At 73.1% G+C, this 17,576-nt stretch carries 7 protein-coding genes and 1 pseudogene; 2 read left to right on the forward strand and 6 right to left on the reverse strand.

The features are described 5' to 3' along the window. The first annotated feature begins 42 nt into the window (after positions 1-42). Positions 43-2,082, forward strand: coding sequence for a SpnB-like Rossmann fold domain-containing protein (locus tag OOK07_RS04295; protein WP_406311231.1), 2,040 nt, complete (start codon positions 43-45; stop codon positions 2,080-2,082). Further along, positions 2,027-2,221 (forward strand): annotated as a pseudogene (locus OOK07_RS04300) (KR domain-containing protein); the annotation flags it as partial. The gene OOK07_RS04295 and the pseudogene OOK07_RS04300, both read left to right, overlap by 56 nt. 146 nt (positions 2,222-2,367) lie before the next feature. On the opposite strand, the gene OOK07_RS04305 reads toward OOK07_RS04300, so the two are convergent. The 6 genes from OOK07_RS04305 to OOK07_RS04330 form a co-directional block, all read right to left on the reverse strand. Then, a complete protein-coding gene (locus OOK07_RS04305) occupies positions 2,368-5,082 on the reverse strand; it encodes a non-ribosomal peptide synthetase (RefSeq protein WP_266795064.1) in 2,715 nt (904 codons plus the stop codon). Between the two features lie 69 nt (positions 5,083-5,151). Then, the gene (locus tag OOK07_RS04310) at positions 5,152-5,976 is read right to left on the reverse strand and encodes an SDR family oxidoreductase (protein WP_266795066.1); all 825 of its coding nucleotides are present in this window, start codon (positions 5,974-5,976) and stop codon (positions 5,152-5,154) included. 71 nt (positions 5,977-6,047) lie between these two features. After that, positions 6,048-6,776 carry a thioesterase II family protein gene (locus OOK07_RS04315; protein WP_266677073.1) on the reverse strand — a complete coding sequence of 243 codons (729 nt, stop codon included), beginning with the start codon at positions 6,774-6,776 and terminating at the stop codon, positions 6,048-6,050. A 57-nt stretch (positions 6,777-6,833) separates the two neighbouring features. Beyond that, entirely contained in the window at positions 6,834-7,046 is a 213-nt protein-coding gene (locus OOK07_RS04320; protein ID WP_266677075.1) for an MbtH family protein, read from the reverse strand. Between the two features lie 45 nt (positions 7,047-7,091). Further along, on the reverse strand, positions 7,092-11,063 hold the full coding sequence (locus OOK07_RS04325) for a non-ribosomal peptide synthetase (protein WP_266795069.1): 3,972 nt from the start codon (positions 11,061-11,063) through the stop codon (positions 7,092-7,094). A 115-nt stretch (positions 11,064-11,178) separates the two neighbouring features. Then, entirely contained in the window at positions 11,179-17,571 is a 6,393-nt protein-coding gene (locus tag OOK07_RS04330; protein WP_266795071.1) for a non-ribosomal peptide synthetase, read from the reverse strand. Between the last annotated feature and the right edge of the window lie 5 nt (positions 17,572-17,576).

Genomic DNA, 17,576 nt, shown 5'->3' on the forward strand with positions numbered 1-17,576 from the left:
GCGCCGTCGGCGGCCCTGCGTGACAGCGACACGGGAGTCTTCGTGGGCGTGATGCACGGCGACTACGCCGGCCGCCTCACCCGGCACGAGCTGGAAGCCCATCTGGCCCTGGGCTCGACCGGCAGCGTGGCCTCGGGCCGTATCTCGTACGTCCACGGCCTGCGCGGGCCCTCGATCACGATCGACACGGCCTGCTCCTCCTCTCTGGTGGCACTGCACTGGGCGGCCCAGTCGCTGCGCTCCGGTGATGTCCTGTGCGTCGCCGCCGCTCGTGGCGGCGAGCCCGAACCGGAGTCGCTTCTGTCCGCCGTGGCCCGGCTGCACGTGCGCGGGGCGCGTGTCGACTGGCCCGCCGTGTTCGCGGGCACCGGTGCCCGGCGGGTGGACCTGCCGACGTACGCCTTCCAGCGCCGGCGGTACTGGCTGGACGCGCCGCGCATCCCGGACCCCACGGCGTCCGCGCAGGGGCATCCGCTGCTGGGTCCGGGGTTCGCCGTGCCCGACACCGACCGCACGGTGTTCTCCGGTCTGCTCTCCCTCGCGGCCCATCCGTGGCTCGCGGACCATGTGGTCGCCGGGCGGGTGCTCGTCCTCGCGACGGTGTTCGTGGAGTTGGCCGTTCGGGCGGGCGGCGGGGTCGGCTGCGGCGCGGTCGACGAACTGCTGGTGCTTGCCCCGCTCACCCTGCCTCCGGCAACGACCGTACGCCTCCAGGTCGTCCTGGGCGCGGCGGACGAAGCGGGCCGGCGGCCGGTCGACGTCCACGCCCGGCCGGACGAGCCGGATGCCCAGGACGCGCAGGACGGCTCCTGGATCCGGCACGCCACGGGGCTCGTCGGTCCGGCGCCGGGGCCGACGACACCGCCGGAGACGGTGTGGCCACCGCAGGACGCGACCGAGATCGACCTCACCGACGCGTACGAAAGCCTCGCGGACACCGGCCCCGCCTACGGGCCGGCCTTTCGTGGCGTGCGGTCACTGTGGCGGCGCGGTGACGAACTGTTCACGGAAGTCCGCCTTCCCGAAGGGGAGTCGGTGGGGGCCGACCGCTTCGGGATCCATCCCGCCCTGCTGGACGCGGCACTGCACGCCCCGCTGCTCACGGACTCCGCGCCCCAATCCGGTGCGATCCGGGTGCCGTTCGCGTGGAACGGTTTCCGCCTGTACACGACGGGCGCGACGGCGGTTCGGGTACGGGTCGCTCCGGACGGGGCGGACACGGTCGCGGTGACGCTCGAAGACCCGACGGGCCGCCCGGTGGCCAGGGTGGACGCCCTGACCACACGCGAACTCCCCACCGTCGCGGACGACTTGGCGGGGCGCGCCCTGTTCCGCCCCGAGTGGACCGCCGTGGCGGGCGAGCATGAAGCGGACACCGCGCGCTGGGAGATCCTGGACGACGGACTGGACCTGCGCGATTCGGTCTCCGGCCTGCCCGACTCCGCCCCGCCCGAGCCGGACACCGTCGCCGTCACCGCCGTCGGCCCGGTGACGGACCCCGATCCCCTCACCGCCGCACACGTACTGACCGACCGGGTGCTCCACATCCTGCAGGACTGGCAGGACGACCCTCGGACGGCGCTCTCGCACCTGGTGGTCGTCACCCGGAACGCCACCTCGCCGGAGCCGGACCTGGCCGGGGCCACGGTGTGGGGACTGGTGCGCGCGGCCCAGTCGGAGCTGCCCGGACGCATCGTCCTGGTCGACGTGGACGACCGGCCCGGCTCACTGCGGCGGCTGCCCGCGGCGGTGGCCACCGGTGAGCCTCAACTCGCCATCCGCGCAGGGCGGTTGGCGGCACCACGGCTGGCCGTCGCCGAGGTGGGAGGCACGGGCGGGGCCTTCCGTTCGGACGGCACCGCACTGGTCACCGGCGGCACCGGTGCGCTGGGAGCGGAGCTCGCCCGCCACCTCGTCAGGTCGTACGGCGTACGACACCTGCTGCTGACCGGACGCCGCGGGCCGCAGGGGCCGTGCCGGGGAACTGCGGCAGGAACTGGAGGAGTTGGGCGCCGAGGTGCGGATCGTGGCCTGCGACGCGGGCGACCGGGCCGCGCTGGCCGAGGTGATCAACGGCTGTGAACCCGCGGTGACCGCCGTGGTGCACGCCGCCGGGGTTCTGGACGACGGCGTGCTGGCGGCACTGACGCCCGAGCGGATGGCCACGGCGCTCCGGCCGAAGGCGGACGCGGCCTGGCACCTGCACGAGCTGACCCGGGACCTGGACCTGTCGGCGTTCGTCCTGTTCTCGTCCGTGTCCGGTCTGCTGGGCCGGGCACGGCCGTCCGCGTGTGGCTCGACTCCCTCCGAGGAGAACGGTGATGGGTTCGTGTTCCGAAGGGTCTCTCAAGTGCCCCCGCACCGCTGTCACTTGAGGGGAACGTGTCCCGCGTCCATGGCCCTGAGACTCGCCACCGTTGCCCGGACGGTCGGGTGCCGGTACAACTCCCGCAGCCGCAGGGACGGCAGACCGCGGGCACGCAGTGCGGCACCGATGCGGACGGCGGACAGGGAGTTGCCGCCGAGCTCGAAGAAGTCGTCGTCCGGGGCCACGGGCACGCCCAGCACGTCGCTCCAGATGTCCGTCAGGCTCGCGGTGAAGTCGTCGGCGGCGGCAGCGGCATCGGCCGGGGCCGTGTCCCGGCCCGAGGGGCGCAGCACGGCGGGCGCGGGAAGCTGCGCCGCGTCGAGTTTGCCGTTGGCCGTCAGCGGGAGCGTGTCCAGCGCCGTGACGGTGGCAGGGAGCATGTACTCGGGCAGAATGCCGGCGGCCCGCTCGCGGACCCCGGCGGCGTCACCACCGGACGACAGGGTCACGTAGGCGTCGATCCTGGCCGTGGCGGCGACCGCCGGGTCGTCGCGGCGCACCAGGACGGCCGCGGTGCGCACGTCGGGGTCCTCCAGCAGAACGGAGCGGATCTCGTCCAGCTCGATCCGGAAGCCGCGGATCTTCACCTGGCTGTCGATCCGCCCGAGGTGTTCGAGCCGCCCGTCGGGGCGCAGACGTCCGAGGTCGCCGCTGCGGTACATCGTGCCGCCGGTGAACGGGTCCGGTACGAACCGCCGGCCGGTCAGCTCCTCCTGGCCCAGGTAGCCGAGCGCCACACCGGCACCGCCGACGCAGATCTCGCCCGCCGCCCCGGGCGGCAGCAGCCGGCCGGCCGGATCCACCACGTAGAGGTGCCAGCCGGGCAGCGCGCGCCCGACGGAGCGGGTGGCTGCGAGGGCCAGTTTCCGTGTGAGGGTCTGTTCGGTGACATGGACGGTGGTCTCCGTGATGCCGAACATGTTCACCACCCGGCAGGACCGCTCGGGATGCCGGTCGAACCAGGGCAGCAGCATCCGCGCGTCCAGCGGCTCACCGCCGAAGACCACGAGCCGGACGGACACGCCGGCGTGGTCGACGTCCAGGAGCTGGGCGAAGGCCGACGGGGTCTGGCTGAGCACGGTGACCTTCTCGGCGACGAGCAGGTCGCGGAAGTGGTCCGGTTCACGGGAGACGAAGTACGGCACGACGACCAGCCGCCCGCCGGTCAGCAGGCATCCCCAGATCTCCCACACCGAGAAGTCGAAGGCACTGGAGTGGAACCAGGTCCACACGTCCGCCGCTCCGAGCCCGTACTCGTCGCGCGTCGCGTCGACCAGGGCGATCACGTTGCGGTGCGGTACGACGACGCCCTTGGGCCGGCCGGTGGAGCCGGAGGTGTAGATGGCATAGGCGGCGTCATCGGGTGAGGGGGGAGGAGTGCTCGTGTTCTCCTTTGGCGCCGGCCACCCGCCACTCGGCTCGTCGACCAGTTCGCCCGGGGTCACCTGCACACAGTCCGGCACGGCCGGGAACTCCGGGAGCCGGGTGATCACAACACCCAGACCCGCGTCCTGTGCCGTGTGGGCGAGCCGGTCCGCCGGGTAGGCGGGGTCGACGGGCACGTAGGTCGCGCCGGCCTTCAGCACGGCGAGCAGGGTGACGACGAGTTCGGCGGAGCGTTCCAGACACACGCCCACCCGATCGCCGGCGCCCACTCCGCGCGCTCGCAGGCCATGTGCCGATCGGGCGGCCCGCTCGTCGAGTTCGCGGTAGGTCAGCCCGGCGTCGCCGTCGGTCAAAGCGAGGCGGTCCGGCGTCGCCGCCACCATCCGGGCGAACGCCTCAGGCACGCTCAGCGGAGTCGTGGTGAGAGAACGGGGCGGGCGGCCGAGCGCCGCCGTGTGTGCGCGCTCCGCCTCGTCGAGCAGCTCGACGTCGTCCGGCCGGGTCTGCGGGTGGTGCAGGACCTGCTGGTGTACATGCACGAGGTGCCGTACGAACCGGGCCGCGATGTCCGGGGAGAAGTGACTGCTCAGGTGGTCGCAACGCAGCCGCCGGCCGCCCGAGTCCCTCAGGACGGACACGGTGAGCGGGAACGGCGGCGCGAGGCAGGGCACGTACTCCGACTCGCCCTCACCGGCAAGGGCCGTACCGTCAAAGCCGTCGGAGTCGGCGGCCGCGTCGTCGAAGAGCAGCCCCGTGAGCGCGTGGCCCGTCGCGGCGGAGGGCTTCGACTCGCCGAGCGTGGCGGCCGGTTCGACGGTGAAGCTGCCGTGGCCGGTGCCGATGACCGGCGGGGTGTCGGGGTCGTAGCGGCGCAGGGTGACGGCGAGTGCCGTGAGCCAGCTCGCCTCGTCACCCCCGTCCTCCAGGGGGACGACATGGGGGGCGCCTGGGCCGTCGCCGCCCAGCCCCCAGGCGGGAGCGGGCGCGGCCGGCGACGCCTCGGGAGCCGACGGGGCGTCGTTCGGTGCCACGGACTCCCCGGCTGCCAGCCGGGCGAGGGCCGTACGGTCCCAGCGCCCGCGCGGGGCGACGACGATCAGGTCCGACCGGCCGTCGGCGTAGCGCAGGAGGACGCTGCGCGGGCGGTGGCTCGGGCGCGCGAGTTCGGTGGCGCGTCGGCGCTCCGCGAGCGGGTCCCCCGCCGGCACGGTGACGTCCTCGATCCAGAGCCCCGCTCGGCTCGCGGGGTCCGGGGAGTGGCCCGACCGGACGCGCAGCGCGTGGCAGTGGGTCGCGGGGATGAGGGGATCGGACAGCAACGCGGACACGGGCCGTACTCCTTGTTGTTCTTGTTGCTCTTACTGCTGTTGTTGATCTCGTCGTCCGGGGCGGGGGTCTCAGCGGGCGCTGAACCCGCCGTCCACGGTCAGGACCGATCCGGTGATCTGCCGGGACTCGTCCGAGGCCAGGAACACGATCGCGGCGGCGACGTCCTCGGGTTCGATCAGCGCGTTCATGGGCTGCGCCTCGACGAAGGTCTTCTCGTGCTCGTGGACGGGCACCTCCAGCGCCCTCGCGATCTCGGCGAGCATCCTGCCCTCGGCCCACGCGTCGTCGCGCACGGAACCCGGGCAGACCGCGTTCACGCGCACCTTCGTCGGCGCGAAGTCGAGCGCGGCGGCTTTGGTGAGACCCACGACGGCGTGCTTGGCTGCGACATAACCGGCGAAGTGCCGGTAGCCGACGAGCCCGGCGGTGGAGGCGACGTTGACGATGCTGCCGGCGCGCCGGGCGCTCATCGCCCCGCCGACCTCGCGGATCACCCGCCAGGCCCCGGAGAGGTCCACGTCGATCATCAGGAACCACTCGTCCTCTCCGATCTCGTGCACCGGTTTGCCCGAGGGTGCGGCGATGCCCGCGTTGTTGACGGCGACGTCGATCCGGCCGAACCGGTCCTCGGCGCGCGTCACCGCCTCCCGTATGCCACGGCTGTCGCGGATGTCGGCCACCGCGGTGAGGACGGCCGCGCCGGTGTCCCGGCACAGCGCGGCGGTGTGCTCCAACTGCCCCACGGTGCCCAGCGGGTAGGGCACGCCCGGCAGGTCGGCGCAGATGTCCAGCAGGGTGAGGTCCGCGCCCTCGGCCGCGCAGGCGACGGCGGCTGCTCTGCCGAGTCCGCGGGCGGCGCCGGTGATGAGGACCGACTTGCCTTGCAGCCGCATCGGGTAACTCCCTGGAAGTCGTGACGGGGGTGAGTCGAGGAGTGAGGGGGGCGAAAGGGGGCGTGGGACGGCTAGCGCGCCTTCGAGGCGATCAGGCGGACCAGGGCGGGTGCGGACTCGGTGAGATACATGTGGCCGCCGGGGATCTCGACGTGCTCGAAGTCGCGGCCGCACGCCTTGTTCCAGGACGCGGCGTCGTCATGGCCGACCAGTGCGTCGTCCTCGCCCCGGACGACCGTCACCGGCGCGTCCAGCGGAAGCAGGGTGCTCGGTACGTAGGCCTCGTGCATCTCGACGTCCGCGCGCAGGGTGGGCAGGAGCATCTCGCGCATCTCCGGGTCGTCGAGCGCGGGATGGCTGTAGCCCGCGAACTCGCCGACGCGGGCGAGGAAGTCGTCGTCGGACAGGCCGGTGGCCCGCCGTTCACGGCCCTGGCCGGGGTGCGGCGACCCGCTGACGAACAGGTGGACGAGCTCGACACCGGGCTCGGCGGCCAGGCGGTGGGCCAGTTCGTAGGCAAGTACGGCACCGAGGCTGTGTCCGAAGAGGGACACCCTGTGGTCGCCGTCGCCGAGCTTTTCCCGCAGCTGGGGCAGGAGTCCGTCGACGGCCGCGTGCACGTCCCGGTAGGGCTCCTCGTCGATCAGCCTTTCCCGGCCGGGCAGTTGGAGCGGCACGATCTCCAGCGCGTCCCCGGCCAGGGCGGTCCATGGCCGGTAGAACGAGGCGCCCGCTCCGGCGTACGGGAGGCACACCAGCTTGGTCGTGGCGGTCGGGTCGGTCGTGTCATCCGTGGGCATGGCTGCCGGTCTCTCCTTGCGGGGTGGTCGTTGGGGGTGGGCCTACCGGTCCGGGGTCTACTCGCCCATGGCCTTGATCAGGCTCTTGGGGCGCATGTCGGTCCAGTGCTCGTCGACGTAGTCCACGCAGGACCGGCGGCTCGCACTGCCGTGAACGGCGGTCCAGCCCGCGGGGACCTCGGCGAAGGCGGGCCACAGGGAGTGCTGGCCCTCGTCGTTCACCAGGACCAGGTGCTCGATGCTGTCGTCGTCGAAGGGGTTGGTGGTCATCGCGATTCCTTCCGTGGTGGGGGCGTTGCGTCCGGCGCTTTCGGACTACTTCGAAAGGCGGCTGTCCAGTACCGGGCCGATGCGGTCCAGTGCTGTGGGCCGGGTCATCTCTCCGTGCGTGCAGGGGATGTCGTGGTTGTCGATACGGCCGTCGACGTACGGCTGCCAGGAGCGGTACCGGTCGTGGGTCGCGTCCGGATCCTGTGCGGCGGTGAAGAACAGCAGGTCCCCGCGGTACGAGGTGGGGGCGAACTCGCCCAGCAGACGGCCGTTGTTCGCCGTCACGTCGACCAGGGCGGCCAGTTCGGCGTCGTCGAGGCTGCCGGGCATGTCGCGTACGCGGCGAACCAGTTCCGCGAACCGGCTCTCGGTCAGCGGTTCCGTCTGGTCCTCGGGCACCTGCCGACCGAGGATGGTGAGCAGGTTGCGCAGCAGCGCCGGGCGGTCGGACACGGCGGGGCCCTGCCGGATCCAGGCTCCGGGGAAGGAGTCGAGCAGCGCGAGGAGGGCGACCTGCTCTCCGGCCTTCTGGAGGCCGACGGCGACCTCGTAGGCGACGAGGCCGCCCATGGAGTAGCCGAGCAGGTGGTACGGGCCGTGCGGCTGTGTCTCGCGGATGAGGGCGGTGTGCTCGGCGACCACCTCGGCCAGGCTGCCGGCCGGGTCCTGACCCGGGATCAGGCCACGGGACTGCAGACCGTACAGCGGGCGGCGGGGGTTGATGTGGCGGGCCAGCCCGGCGAAGCCCCAGGACAGGCCGGAGGCCGGGGGAAGGCAGAACAGGGGTTCGTGGTCGCCTCGGGTGCGCAGCGGGAGCAGGGGGCCCACCGGAGCCGTACTCGACTCGCCGGTGCGGTCGGCCCCTCCGGGACGGTCGGCCCTTCCGGGACGGTCTGGCCCGCCAGGGCGATCGCCTTCGGCCGGACGCCGGGCCAGCGCCGCCACGGTCGGGGTGTCGAAGAGGGCGCGCATGGGCAGTTCGACGCCGAGTTCGGCGCGGATGCGCGAGGTGAGGCGGGGGGCCAGCAGGGAGTGGCCGCCGAGATCGAGGAAGGCGTCGTGGATGCCGACCTGGTCCGGGGCGAGGCCGAGGACCTCGGCGAAGATTCCGCGCAGGGTCTCCTCCCGCTCGGTACGCGGGGCCGTCTTCGCGGCGAGCGGCGCGTCGGGGGCGGGCAGTGCCTTGCGGTCCAGCTTGCCGCTGGCCGTGTGCGGGAGTGATTCGAGGGTGACGAACGCCGAGGGGATCATGTGGGCGGGGAGGGTGTGGGCGAGGTGGTCGCCGAGGTCGTCGGCTCCCGGTACTGCTCCTTCGGCGGGCACGACGTAGGCGACCAGTTGCTTCTCGCCCCGCGGGCCCTCCGCCACCGTGGCCGCCGCCTCGGCGACGGCCGGATGTGCGGCCAGTACCGCTTCGATCTCGCCCAGTTCGATCCGGAAGCCGCGGAGCTTGACCTGGTGGTCGGCCCGGCCCAGGAAGCGCAGTTGCCCGTCGGAGCCGCGCACCGCCAGATCGCCGGTGCGGTACATGCGCTCCCCCGGCCCGCCGAACGGGTCGGCGACGAACCGCCCGGCCGTCAGACCCGGCCTGCCGAGATAGCCGCGGGCGGGGCCGCCGCCCGCCACATACACCTCGCCGACGGCCCCGTCGGGCACGGGATGCAGCGCCTGGTCGAGGAGGTGGACGAGGTTGCGGGCGAGAGGGCGGCCGATGGGCGGCCCGGCCTTGTCGTCCGGGTCTGCGCCGGACTGCCAGGCGGTGGCGTAGATGGTCGCCTCGGTGGGCCCGTAGAAGTTGACGAGCCGTGCCCCGGGGAACGCGGCCTCGATGCCCGCACGGAGCTGTTCGGGGATCGGCTCTCCGCCGAGGGCCACCGTGTGCGGTGAGACGGCAGGCCGCTCGGCGAGCACGGTGGCCATGACCGTGGGTACCCCGCTGATCAGCCCCGCGTCCCGAGGTGTGCCCCCGGTGAGTGCGAGGAGGTTCTCGACGATCTCGATACGACCGCCGCACAGCAGCGGCGAGAAGATCTCGAACACCGAGACGTCGAAGTTGAGCGAGGTCGAGAACAGCACCTTGGCCAGCCGCTCGGGACCGAACTCCGCATGGGTCCACTCGACGAACTCGACGGCGTTGCGGTGCGTGGCCAGAACACCCTTGGGGCGGCCCGTGGAGCCGGAGGTGTAGGTGATGTAGGCGAGGCTGTCCGGCGTCAAGCCGTGTGAGGGGAGGGAATTTTGACGGTCCGTCAATTCATCGTCGGGGTTGAGCAGCGGTGTGCCCTCCGGCAGCGCTCCCGCCGTCTCGGCGGTGGCGAGGACGACGACCGGGCGGGCGTCGGCGACGATGTACGCCAGACGGTCGGCCGGGTAGGCGGGGTCGAGCGGCAGATAGGCGGCGCCGGACTTCAGTACGGCGAGCACCGCGACGAGCAGCTCCGCAGTACGGGGCACAGTGATGCCGACGACTCGCTCGGGGCCTGCTCCGAGGGCGGTGAGGCGGCCGGCCAACTGCTCGGCCCGGGCGTCCAGTTCACGGTAGGTGAGCCGGGTGCCGCGGTCCAGTACGGCGTCGGCGTCCGGGGTGGCCGCGACCTGGGCCGACCAGAGGTCGGTGAGGGTGCGGGTCGCGGGCGGCGGGAGCTGGGGCCGCGGCGGGAGTTCCTGGGGCGCCAGGAGTCCCATGCGGCCCTGCGGGAGTTCCGGGTCGGCCGCCATGGCTTCGAGGATGCGCACCAGGCGGCCGAGCGTGGCGTCGGCCCAGCCGGCGTCGAACAGTCCGGGGTGGTAGGCCAGCCGGAAGCGGGGCCGGGGGCCGGGGAGGGCCACGAGGGTCACGGGGTAGTGGGTGGCGTCGCGACCGCTTGAGCCGACGACGCGGAGCGCACCGGCGTCGCGTTCACTCACGTCACCGGTCGCTTCCGGATCCACCGGATAGTTCTCGAAGATGACGAGGCTGTCGAAGAGTTCCGGGACGCCCACGGCCCGCTGGATGTCCGCCAGGCCCAGGTGGTGGTGGTCGAGGAGGCGGACGTAGCCGTCCTGGACCTCTCGGAGCAGGGTGCCCAGGCTCTGCTCGGGCCGCAGCCGGACCCGCGTCGGGATGGTGTTGATGAACAGTCCGACCATCGACTCGACCCCGAGGAGTTCGGGCGGTCGGCCGGAGACGGTCGCACCGAAGACGACATCGTCGCGGCCGGTCATGCGGCCGAGCAGAAGCGCCCAGGCCCCCTGGACGAGGGTGTTCACGGTGACGCCGAGACCGCGGGCTCGTGCCGTGAGGGCGGCTCCGGTCTCCGCGGGCAGCTCGGTCCGGGCCTGTGCCGGGTCCGTGACGCCCGGCGTGGCGGTCGGGGCCAGTCGGGTCGGTTCCGTCACATCGGCCAGCGCGTCGCGCCAGGCGGCCTCCGCCGCGGTACGGTCCCTGCGCTCCAGCCACCCCAGGAAGGTGCGGTAGGGCGGGACGGGCGCGAGCACGGCCGGGTCGCCGTCGGCGTTGTACAGGGCGAGCAGTTCCCGTAGGAGCACGGAGACCGACCAGCCGTCGAGAAGGATGTGGTGGTGGGTGACGAGCAGCCGGTGGCGGTGCTCGCCGGTGCGGACCAGGGTGCAGCGCAGGAGCGGAGGGGTGGCGGGGTCGAACCCGAGGGCCCGGTCCGCGTCCAGCAGTTCGGCCCACGCCTTCTCGGTGTCGGTACAGGTATCGGTATCGCTGTCGATGACCGGCCCGGTCAGGTCGGCTTCCCTCCACGGCAGCGTCGCCCGGTGCGGGACGACCTGCACGGGCTGGCCGCCGCGACGCCGCCGGAAGGCCGCCCGCAGGTTCGGGTGCCGGTCCAGTAGTGCCTGAACGGAGGCACGGAGGCGGTCGGCGTTCACCGGGCCTTCGAGTTCGAAGACCAGTTGCACGAGGTACACGTCGGAGGCGTCCCGCTCGTGCTCGTACAGAGCATGGAAGAGCAGGCCCTCCTGGAGCGGGGTCAGGGGAAGTACGTCGACCGGCCCGGGCTGCGTCATGTCGTCTCGTCTCGCTGTGTTCTGGCTCTGCTGGAGCTGCTGGATCTTCTCGGAGGGGCGGCCGGTGCCCGGCGGGCAACGTTTGCGCGACGGGGCGAACGTTGCCTGTCGGGCACTAGTCCAGGCCGGCGCTCAGCTCGTCGAGCTCGTCCCTGGACAGGTCCGCGACGGACGGACCGGCGCCGCCCTCCGCCCGGGACACGAGCGCGGTGAGCGCCGTGAACCAGGACTCGGCCAGAGCCCGCACCTCCGGTTCGGTCAGCACGCCCTCGGGCCACGCCCAGTCGGCCACCAGCCGCGGTCCGGTGGCCGTGTCGTGGACGACCGCGTTGACGTCGAGGGCGTGGGCGGCAGCGAGGCCGGGGTCGCAGCCGGCGCCGAGTGCCGACGACTCGGGGGCGAAGGCCCACGGCTCGGTGCCGGTGGTTGCTGGGGCGCTGAACCGGCCAAGGTAGTTGAAGCCGATCTCCGGTGCCGGGGCCTTGGCCAACTGGGGTGCCGTGTCCGGGTTGAGGTGGCGCAGGAGGCCGTGTCCCGCGCCGTGGTCGGGCAGTTCGCGCAGCCGCTCCGCGACGCGGGTGGCGGCGAGGCCGGCGGCGGGTCCGGCGGCCAGAGCGTCGCCCACGTCGACGCCCGCCAGATCCAGGTGGACCGGGTAGAGCGAGGTGAACCAGCCGACCGTGCCCGACAGTTCGAGCCCGGGCACCAGATCCTCGCGGCCGTGGCCCTCGACGTCGAGTACGACGTGCGGGGAGCCCTGCCGGTCGGCGAGCGCCAGCGCCAGGCCGGTGAGCAGGACGTCCTGGACACCGAGGTGGAAGGCGGCCGGGACGCCGGTGAGCAGCGGTCCCGTGGTCTCGGGCGGCAGGGTGAGGCGCAGCGAGCGCGTGGTGGCGGCGGTGTCCCGGTCGGGGTCGAGCGGGCGCCGGCCCAGCGGGACGCGCGGGGCGTCGGCGATACGGCCCCACAGTTCGGCCTCGGCGACCCGCGACGGCGCGAGGGCCTGTCGGTCCAATGCCAGGGACCAGCGCCGGAACGACGTGCCGACGGGCGGCAGTTGGGGGTTTCGCCCGGCGGCCACGGCCTCCCAGGCGGCTTTCAGATCCGGTACGAGGATGCGCCAGGCCACGCCGTCCACGGCCAGGTGGTGGACGACCAGCAGCAGCCGTCCGGCCCGGTCGGGTCCGGCGTCGAACCACACGGCCCGGACCATCGCCCCGGCCTCCGGATCGAGCTGTCCCAGGGCCCGGTCGAACTCCTCGGCCACGGCGGCGTGGAGGTCGTCCGTGCCGGAGCTGCCGCTGACGTCCCTGCGGTCGAGCAGGTCCGCGGCGCGGACGCGCCCGGCCGGGCCGACGTCGAGTCCCAGGGCCGGGGTGAGCCGTGAACGCAGCATGTCGTGGTGGTCGAGCAGCGCCTGCAGGGCGTCTGTCAGCCGGAGCAGACCGGCGTCCGCCGGTACCGTCAGCAGGACGGACTGGCTGAACCGCCCTATCGGGCCGCCGCGTTCGAGCAGCCATCGCATGATGGGAGTGAGCGGAACCGGCCCCACACCGTCGGCGGCATGGACGCCGACCGCGCCCGCACCGTCGGCGCGGCCTCCGACCGGCCCGCGGGCCACCGCCGCCAGCTCCTTCACCGTCTGGTGTTTGAAGACGTCGCGGGCGCTGATCACGACTCCGGCCTCCGCTGCCCGGCTCACGAGGCGGATCGAGGTGATGCTGTCGCCGCCGAGGGCGAAGAAGTCCTCGTCGAGTGGCACGTCGGGCAGCTTGAGCAGCTCGCGGAAGAGCCCGGCGAGGATGCGCTCGGCCGGGGTCGCCGGTTCCTGTCCCCCGGCGGCCTCGGGTGTGTGCGCGGGTGTGGGCGGCGCCTGGTGGTCAGGCTCTCCGCCGGGCGTCGGTGCCGGGGCGTCCGGGTTACCGGGAATCTGTTCCCGGATCGGAGCGGCGGGCGGAGCGGGGCGGATCTCTTCGGAGGTCGCGTGACGACCGTCGGGGCGTCGGTGCTCGTCGTCCCCCGGAAGATCCACGTCGTCGAGACGCAGGCCGGGGTCGGCGGCGACGGTGGCCAGGAAGCGGACGAGCCGTCGCGTGAGCCGCTGGGCCGTGGCCGGGTCGAACAGGTCGGTGCTGTACTCGGCGATGCCGTCGATGCCCGCCGGGGTGCCGTCGCGGTGGCGGCGCTCGCTCAGGTAGAGGCAGAGGTCGAAGCGGGCCGCGCCGGTCTCGACCGGCTCGCGTACGACCCCCAGGCCCGGCAGGGACAGGCCGACGTCCGCGGCGTGACCGGTGAAGGCCAGCATCACCTGGAACAGCGGATGGCGGGCGAGGGTGCGCCGCGGGCTGAGGGCGTCCACGAGGAGGTCGAACGGCACGTCCTGATGGGCGTACGCGGCGAGGTCGAATTCCCGGACGCGTTCCAGGAGTTCACGGAAGGTGGGGTTGCCCGAGGTGTCGGTGCGCAGGGTGAGGCTGTTGACGAAGAAGCCGACCAGGTCGTCCAGCCTGCCGTCGGCGCGTCCGGCGACCGGGGTGCCCATGGTGATGTCGGTGCCCGAACCGAGCCTGGTCAGCGTCGCGGCGAGGCCGGCCTGGAACACCATGAACAGCGTGACCCGGGAGGCCGAGGCGAGGTCGGCGAGTGCGGCGTGCAGCTCCGCGTCGAGGGTGAGTTCGGCGCGGTCGCCGAGTCCGGTGGGTTCGGCGGGCCTGGGGCGGTCGGCGGGCAGCGGCAGTTCCTCCGGGGCGTCCGCCAACGCCTCGCGCCAGAAAGCAGTCTGACGTTCCCGCAGGCTCTCTGTCTCTCCTGCCGCCGCGCCGAGCAGTTCGCGCTGCCAGTGTGCGAAGTCGGCGTACTGGACGGGCAGTGGCCGCCATCCCGGGGCACATCCGGTGATGCGGGCCGCGTACGCCGTCTCCAGGTCGCGCATCAGCGGCGCCATGGACCAGCCGTCGACGGCGATGTGGTGGGCGAGCAGCAGCAGGACGTGTGTGTCGTCTTCGAGGGTGAACAGAGTGGCGCGAAGCGGCACTTCGGCGGACAGGTCGAAGCGGTGCCCGGCGGCGGCGGTGAGCCGAGCGGGCAGTTCGGCTTCGGTGACCGGTACGACGGTGAGGCTCGGACGTCCCGCCTCCGGGTCCAGGATCCGCTGGTACGGGGTGCCCTGGAAGTCGGGGTGGAGGGTGCGCAGCGGTTCGTGGCGGGTCACGAGGTCGGCGAGCGCCGCCTCCAGTGCCGGGCGGTCGAGGTGGCCGGTGAGGCGCAGGGCCCAGGGAACGGTGTAGGTGTTGCTGCCGTCGAGGCGGCTCAGGAACCACAGCCGCTGCTGGGCGTACGACAGCGGAATCGGGGCGTGTCCGCGTTCCTGCACCACGAGTTCGGGACGCCGGGCACCGGCCTCGCTTTCACTGAGCCGCACGGCCAGCCCGGCGGGGGTCGCCGCCTCGAACACCGCCCGTACCGGCAGCGTGATGCCCAGCGCGCTCCTGACGCGATCGGTGAGCCGCATGGCGAGCAGGGAGTCGCCGCCGAGGCCGAAGAAGCCGTCGTCCGCGCCGACCCGGTGCGCGTCCAGGCCGAGGACGTCGGCGAAGAGCCCGCACAGGATCTCCTCCTGCGGGGTGCGCGGTGCGCGTCCCCCACCGTGCGCGGAGGGCGCCGGCAGGGCGGCGCGGTCCAGCTTGCCGTTGGCGGTCAGTGGCAGCCGGTCGAGGACGACCACGGCGGCGGGGACCATGTGGTCCGGCAGTGTCCGCCCCGCATGCTGGCGCAGCGCGTCCGGGTCCAGGTCTCGTCCGACGCAGTAGCCGACCAGCCGCTCGTCCCGTACGAGAACGACCGCCTGCGCCACACCGGGGTGGCCCGCGAGCGCCGCCTCCACCTCGCCGAGTTCGATGCGGAAGCCCCGGATCTTGACCTGGTCGTCCGCGCGGCCCCGGTACTCCAGCTCCCCGTCGGCCCACTGCCGCACCAAGTCGCCCGTGCGGTACATCAGTTGCCCCGGAGCGGCGGCGAACGGGTCGGCGACGAAGCGCCCCGCCGTCAGCCCTGGCCGCCCCAGGTACCCGCGCGCCAGCCCCGCTCCCGCCACGTACAACTCGCCGGTCACGCCGGGCGGTACCAGTCGCAGGCCCGCGTCCAGGACGTAGGCGCGCAGGTCGGGGATGGCATGTCCGATGCCACTGGCCTGCGGCCGGTCCCGTACCGCGGCCTCGGTCAGCGGCAGGCCCGTGACATGGACCGTCGTCTCGGTGATGCCGTACATGTTGACCAGTACGGGCGCGTCCTGCGGGTGCCGGGTGTACCACTGCGCGACCCGAGTGAAGTCGAGTGCCTCACCGCCGAAGACCACGTAGCGCAGGGCCAGTTCGCGCCCGGCGTCCGGCAGGGAGGCGTCCGCGCGCAGGAGTTCACCGAAGGCCGAGGGGGTCTGGTTGAGCACCGTGACGCGCTCGCGTGCCAGCAGCCGCAGGAACTCCTCCGGGTCACGGGTCACCGCGTACGGGACGACCACGAGTGTGCCGCCGTGCAGCAGCGCGCCCCACAGCTCCCACACCGAGAAGTCGAACGCGTAGGAGTGGAACAGCGTCCACACGTCGTCCGGGCCGAAGTCGAACCAGTGCCGGGTGGCCGAGAAGAGCCGTACGACGTTCCGGTGCGGGACGGCGACGCCCTTCGGGCGGCCGGTCGAGCCCGAGGTGTAGATGACGTAGGCGATGTGGTCGCCGTTCGGGGACGGCGCCTCGGGTGCCGTGCCGGGATAGGTCAGCGACTCGTCCGGCGTGACCATGGGGACCTCGCACGGGGGCAGGCCCGCTGCCACGTCCTGCGCCGTGACCAGCAGCACCGGATCGGCGTCGGCCAGCATGAACTGCAGTCGGTCGGCCGGGTACTCCGGGTCCATCGGCACGTAGGCGGCGCCGGTCTTCAGGACCGCCAGCACGGCCACCACCAGCTCCGGCGAACGCGGCAGCGCGAGAGCCACCAGGCGTTCCGGGCCCGCGCCGCGTGCCGCCAGCAGGTGCGCCAGGCGGTTGGCCCGCGCGTCCAGTTCGGCGTAGGTGAGGCGGGTGCCCTCGTGCACCACGGCTGTGGCGTCGGGGGTGCGGGCCACCTGGTCCGCGAACAGCTCGGGCAGGGTGGCCGAAGAGGGTACGGCCGTGCCGGCGGCCCCGCCCAGCAGCCGCTCCCGCTCCCCCGGCAGCAGGATGCCCACCTCGCGCACGCGTCGCGCCGGATCCGCTGCGAAGGCCTCCAGGACGGCGGCGAAGCGGGCGAGGAGTTGCCGGGCGCCCGGCTCGTCGTACAGGTCGGGCCGGTACGACAGGCGCAGGGCTAGGCGACGGGCGGGCAGGACGGCGAGGGTGAGGGGGTAGTGGGTGGCGTCGCGGCCGGTCAGCTGGGTGACGCGGGACGCTCCCGGGCCGGTCGTGGCGGGGTGGTTCTCGAAGGCGAGCAGGGTGTCGAAGAGTTCGCCGGAGCTGCCTGCCGCGCTCCGGATGTCGGCGAGTCCGAGGTGCTGGTGGGGCAGCAGGGCCGCCTGCCGGTGGTGGAGGGCGGTGAGGAGGTCGGTGACGGTGCCGTTCTCATCCCAACGGATGCGCGTGGGCACGGTGTTGAGGCAGAAGCCCACCATGGAGGCGATGTTCGGCAGCTCGGGCGGGCGGACGGTCACCGCCTGGCCGAAGACGATGTCGGTGCGGCCGGTCAGGCGGCCCAGCAGTACACCCCAGGCGCCCTGGACGAGCGTGTTGAGGGTGATCCCGAGGGACCGGGCGGTGGCCTCGCCGGCGCTGGTCAGCTGCTCGGGGAGTTCGACGACCAGTTCCTGGGGCAGCACGGTGGTGGTGCCGGACCGGCCGGGGGCGAGCAGGGTGGGCTCGCCGGCCTCCGCCAGGGCGTCGCGCCAGGCGGTCTCCGCGGCGGTGCGGTCCTGCCGGCCCAGCCAGGCGAGGTAGTCGCGGTATGCGGGGGCCGACGGCAGGGCGGTGGGGTGCTCGCCGGCGTGCAGCGCGGTGAACTCGCGTACCAGCAACTGCTTGGACCAGCCGTCGAGCAGGATGTGGTGGTTGGTGAGGAGCAGGCGGTAGCGGTCCGGGGACCACCTGACCAGCAGGTAGCGCAGGAGCGGCGGCTTGGCGAGGTCGAAGCGGCGGGCGCGCTCCTCGTCCAGCAGCCGTTCCCATTCCTTGTCGCGCTCGTCCTCCCCGAGGGTGGACAAGTCGGCTTCCGCCCAGGGGAGTTCGACGTCCGTGGGCACGATCTGCAGGGGCCGTCCGCTGTCCCGGCGCCGGAAGCAGGCGCGCAGGTTGGGGTGCCGGTCGAGGAGAGCCTGTCCGGCGGCACGTACGGCGGCGGGGTCGACGGGGCCCGCCAGCTCCAGGATCTGCTGGGTGGCGTAGAGGTCGGGGGACTGCTCGTCGTCGTACAGGGCGTGGAAGAGCAGGCCCTCCTGCAACGGCGACAGGGGCAGGATGTCGGCTATTCCGGAACCGGACCGAGTCACCGTGG

It is taken from the genome of Streptomyces sp. NBC_00078 (assembly GCF_026343335.1).
Taxonomy (GTDB): domain Bacteria; phylum Actinomycetota; class Actinomycetes; order Streptomycetales; family Streptomycetaceae; genus Streptomyces.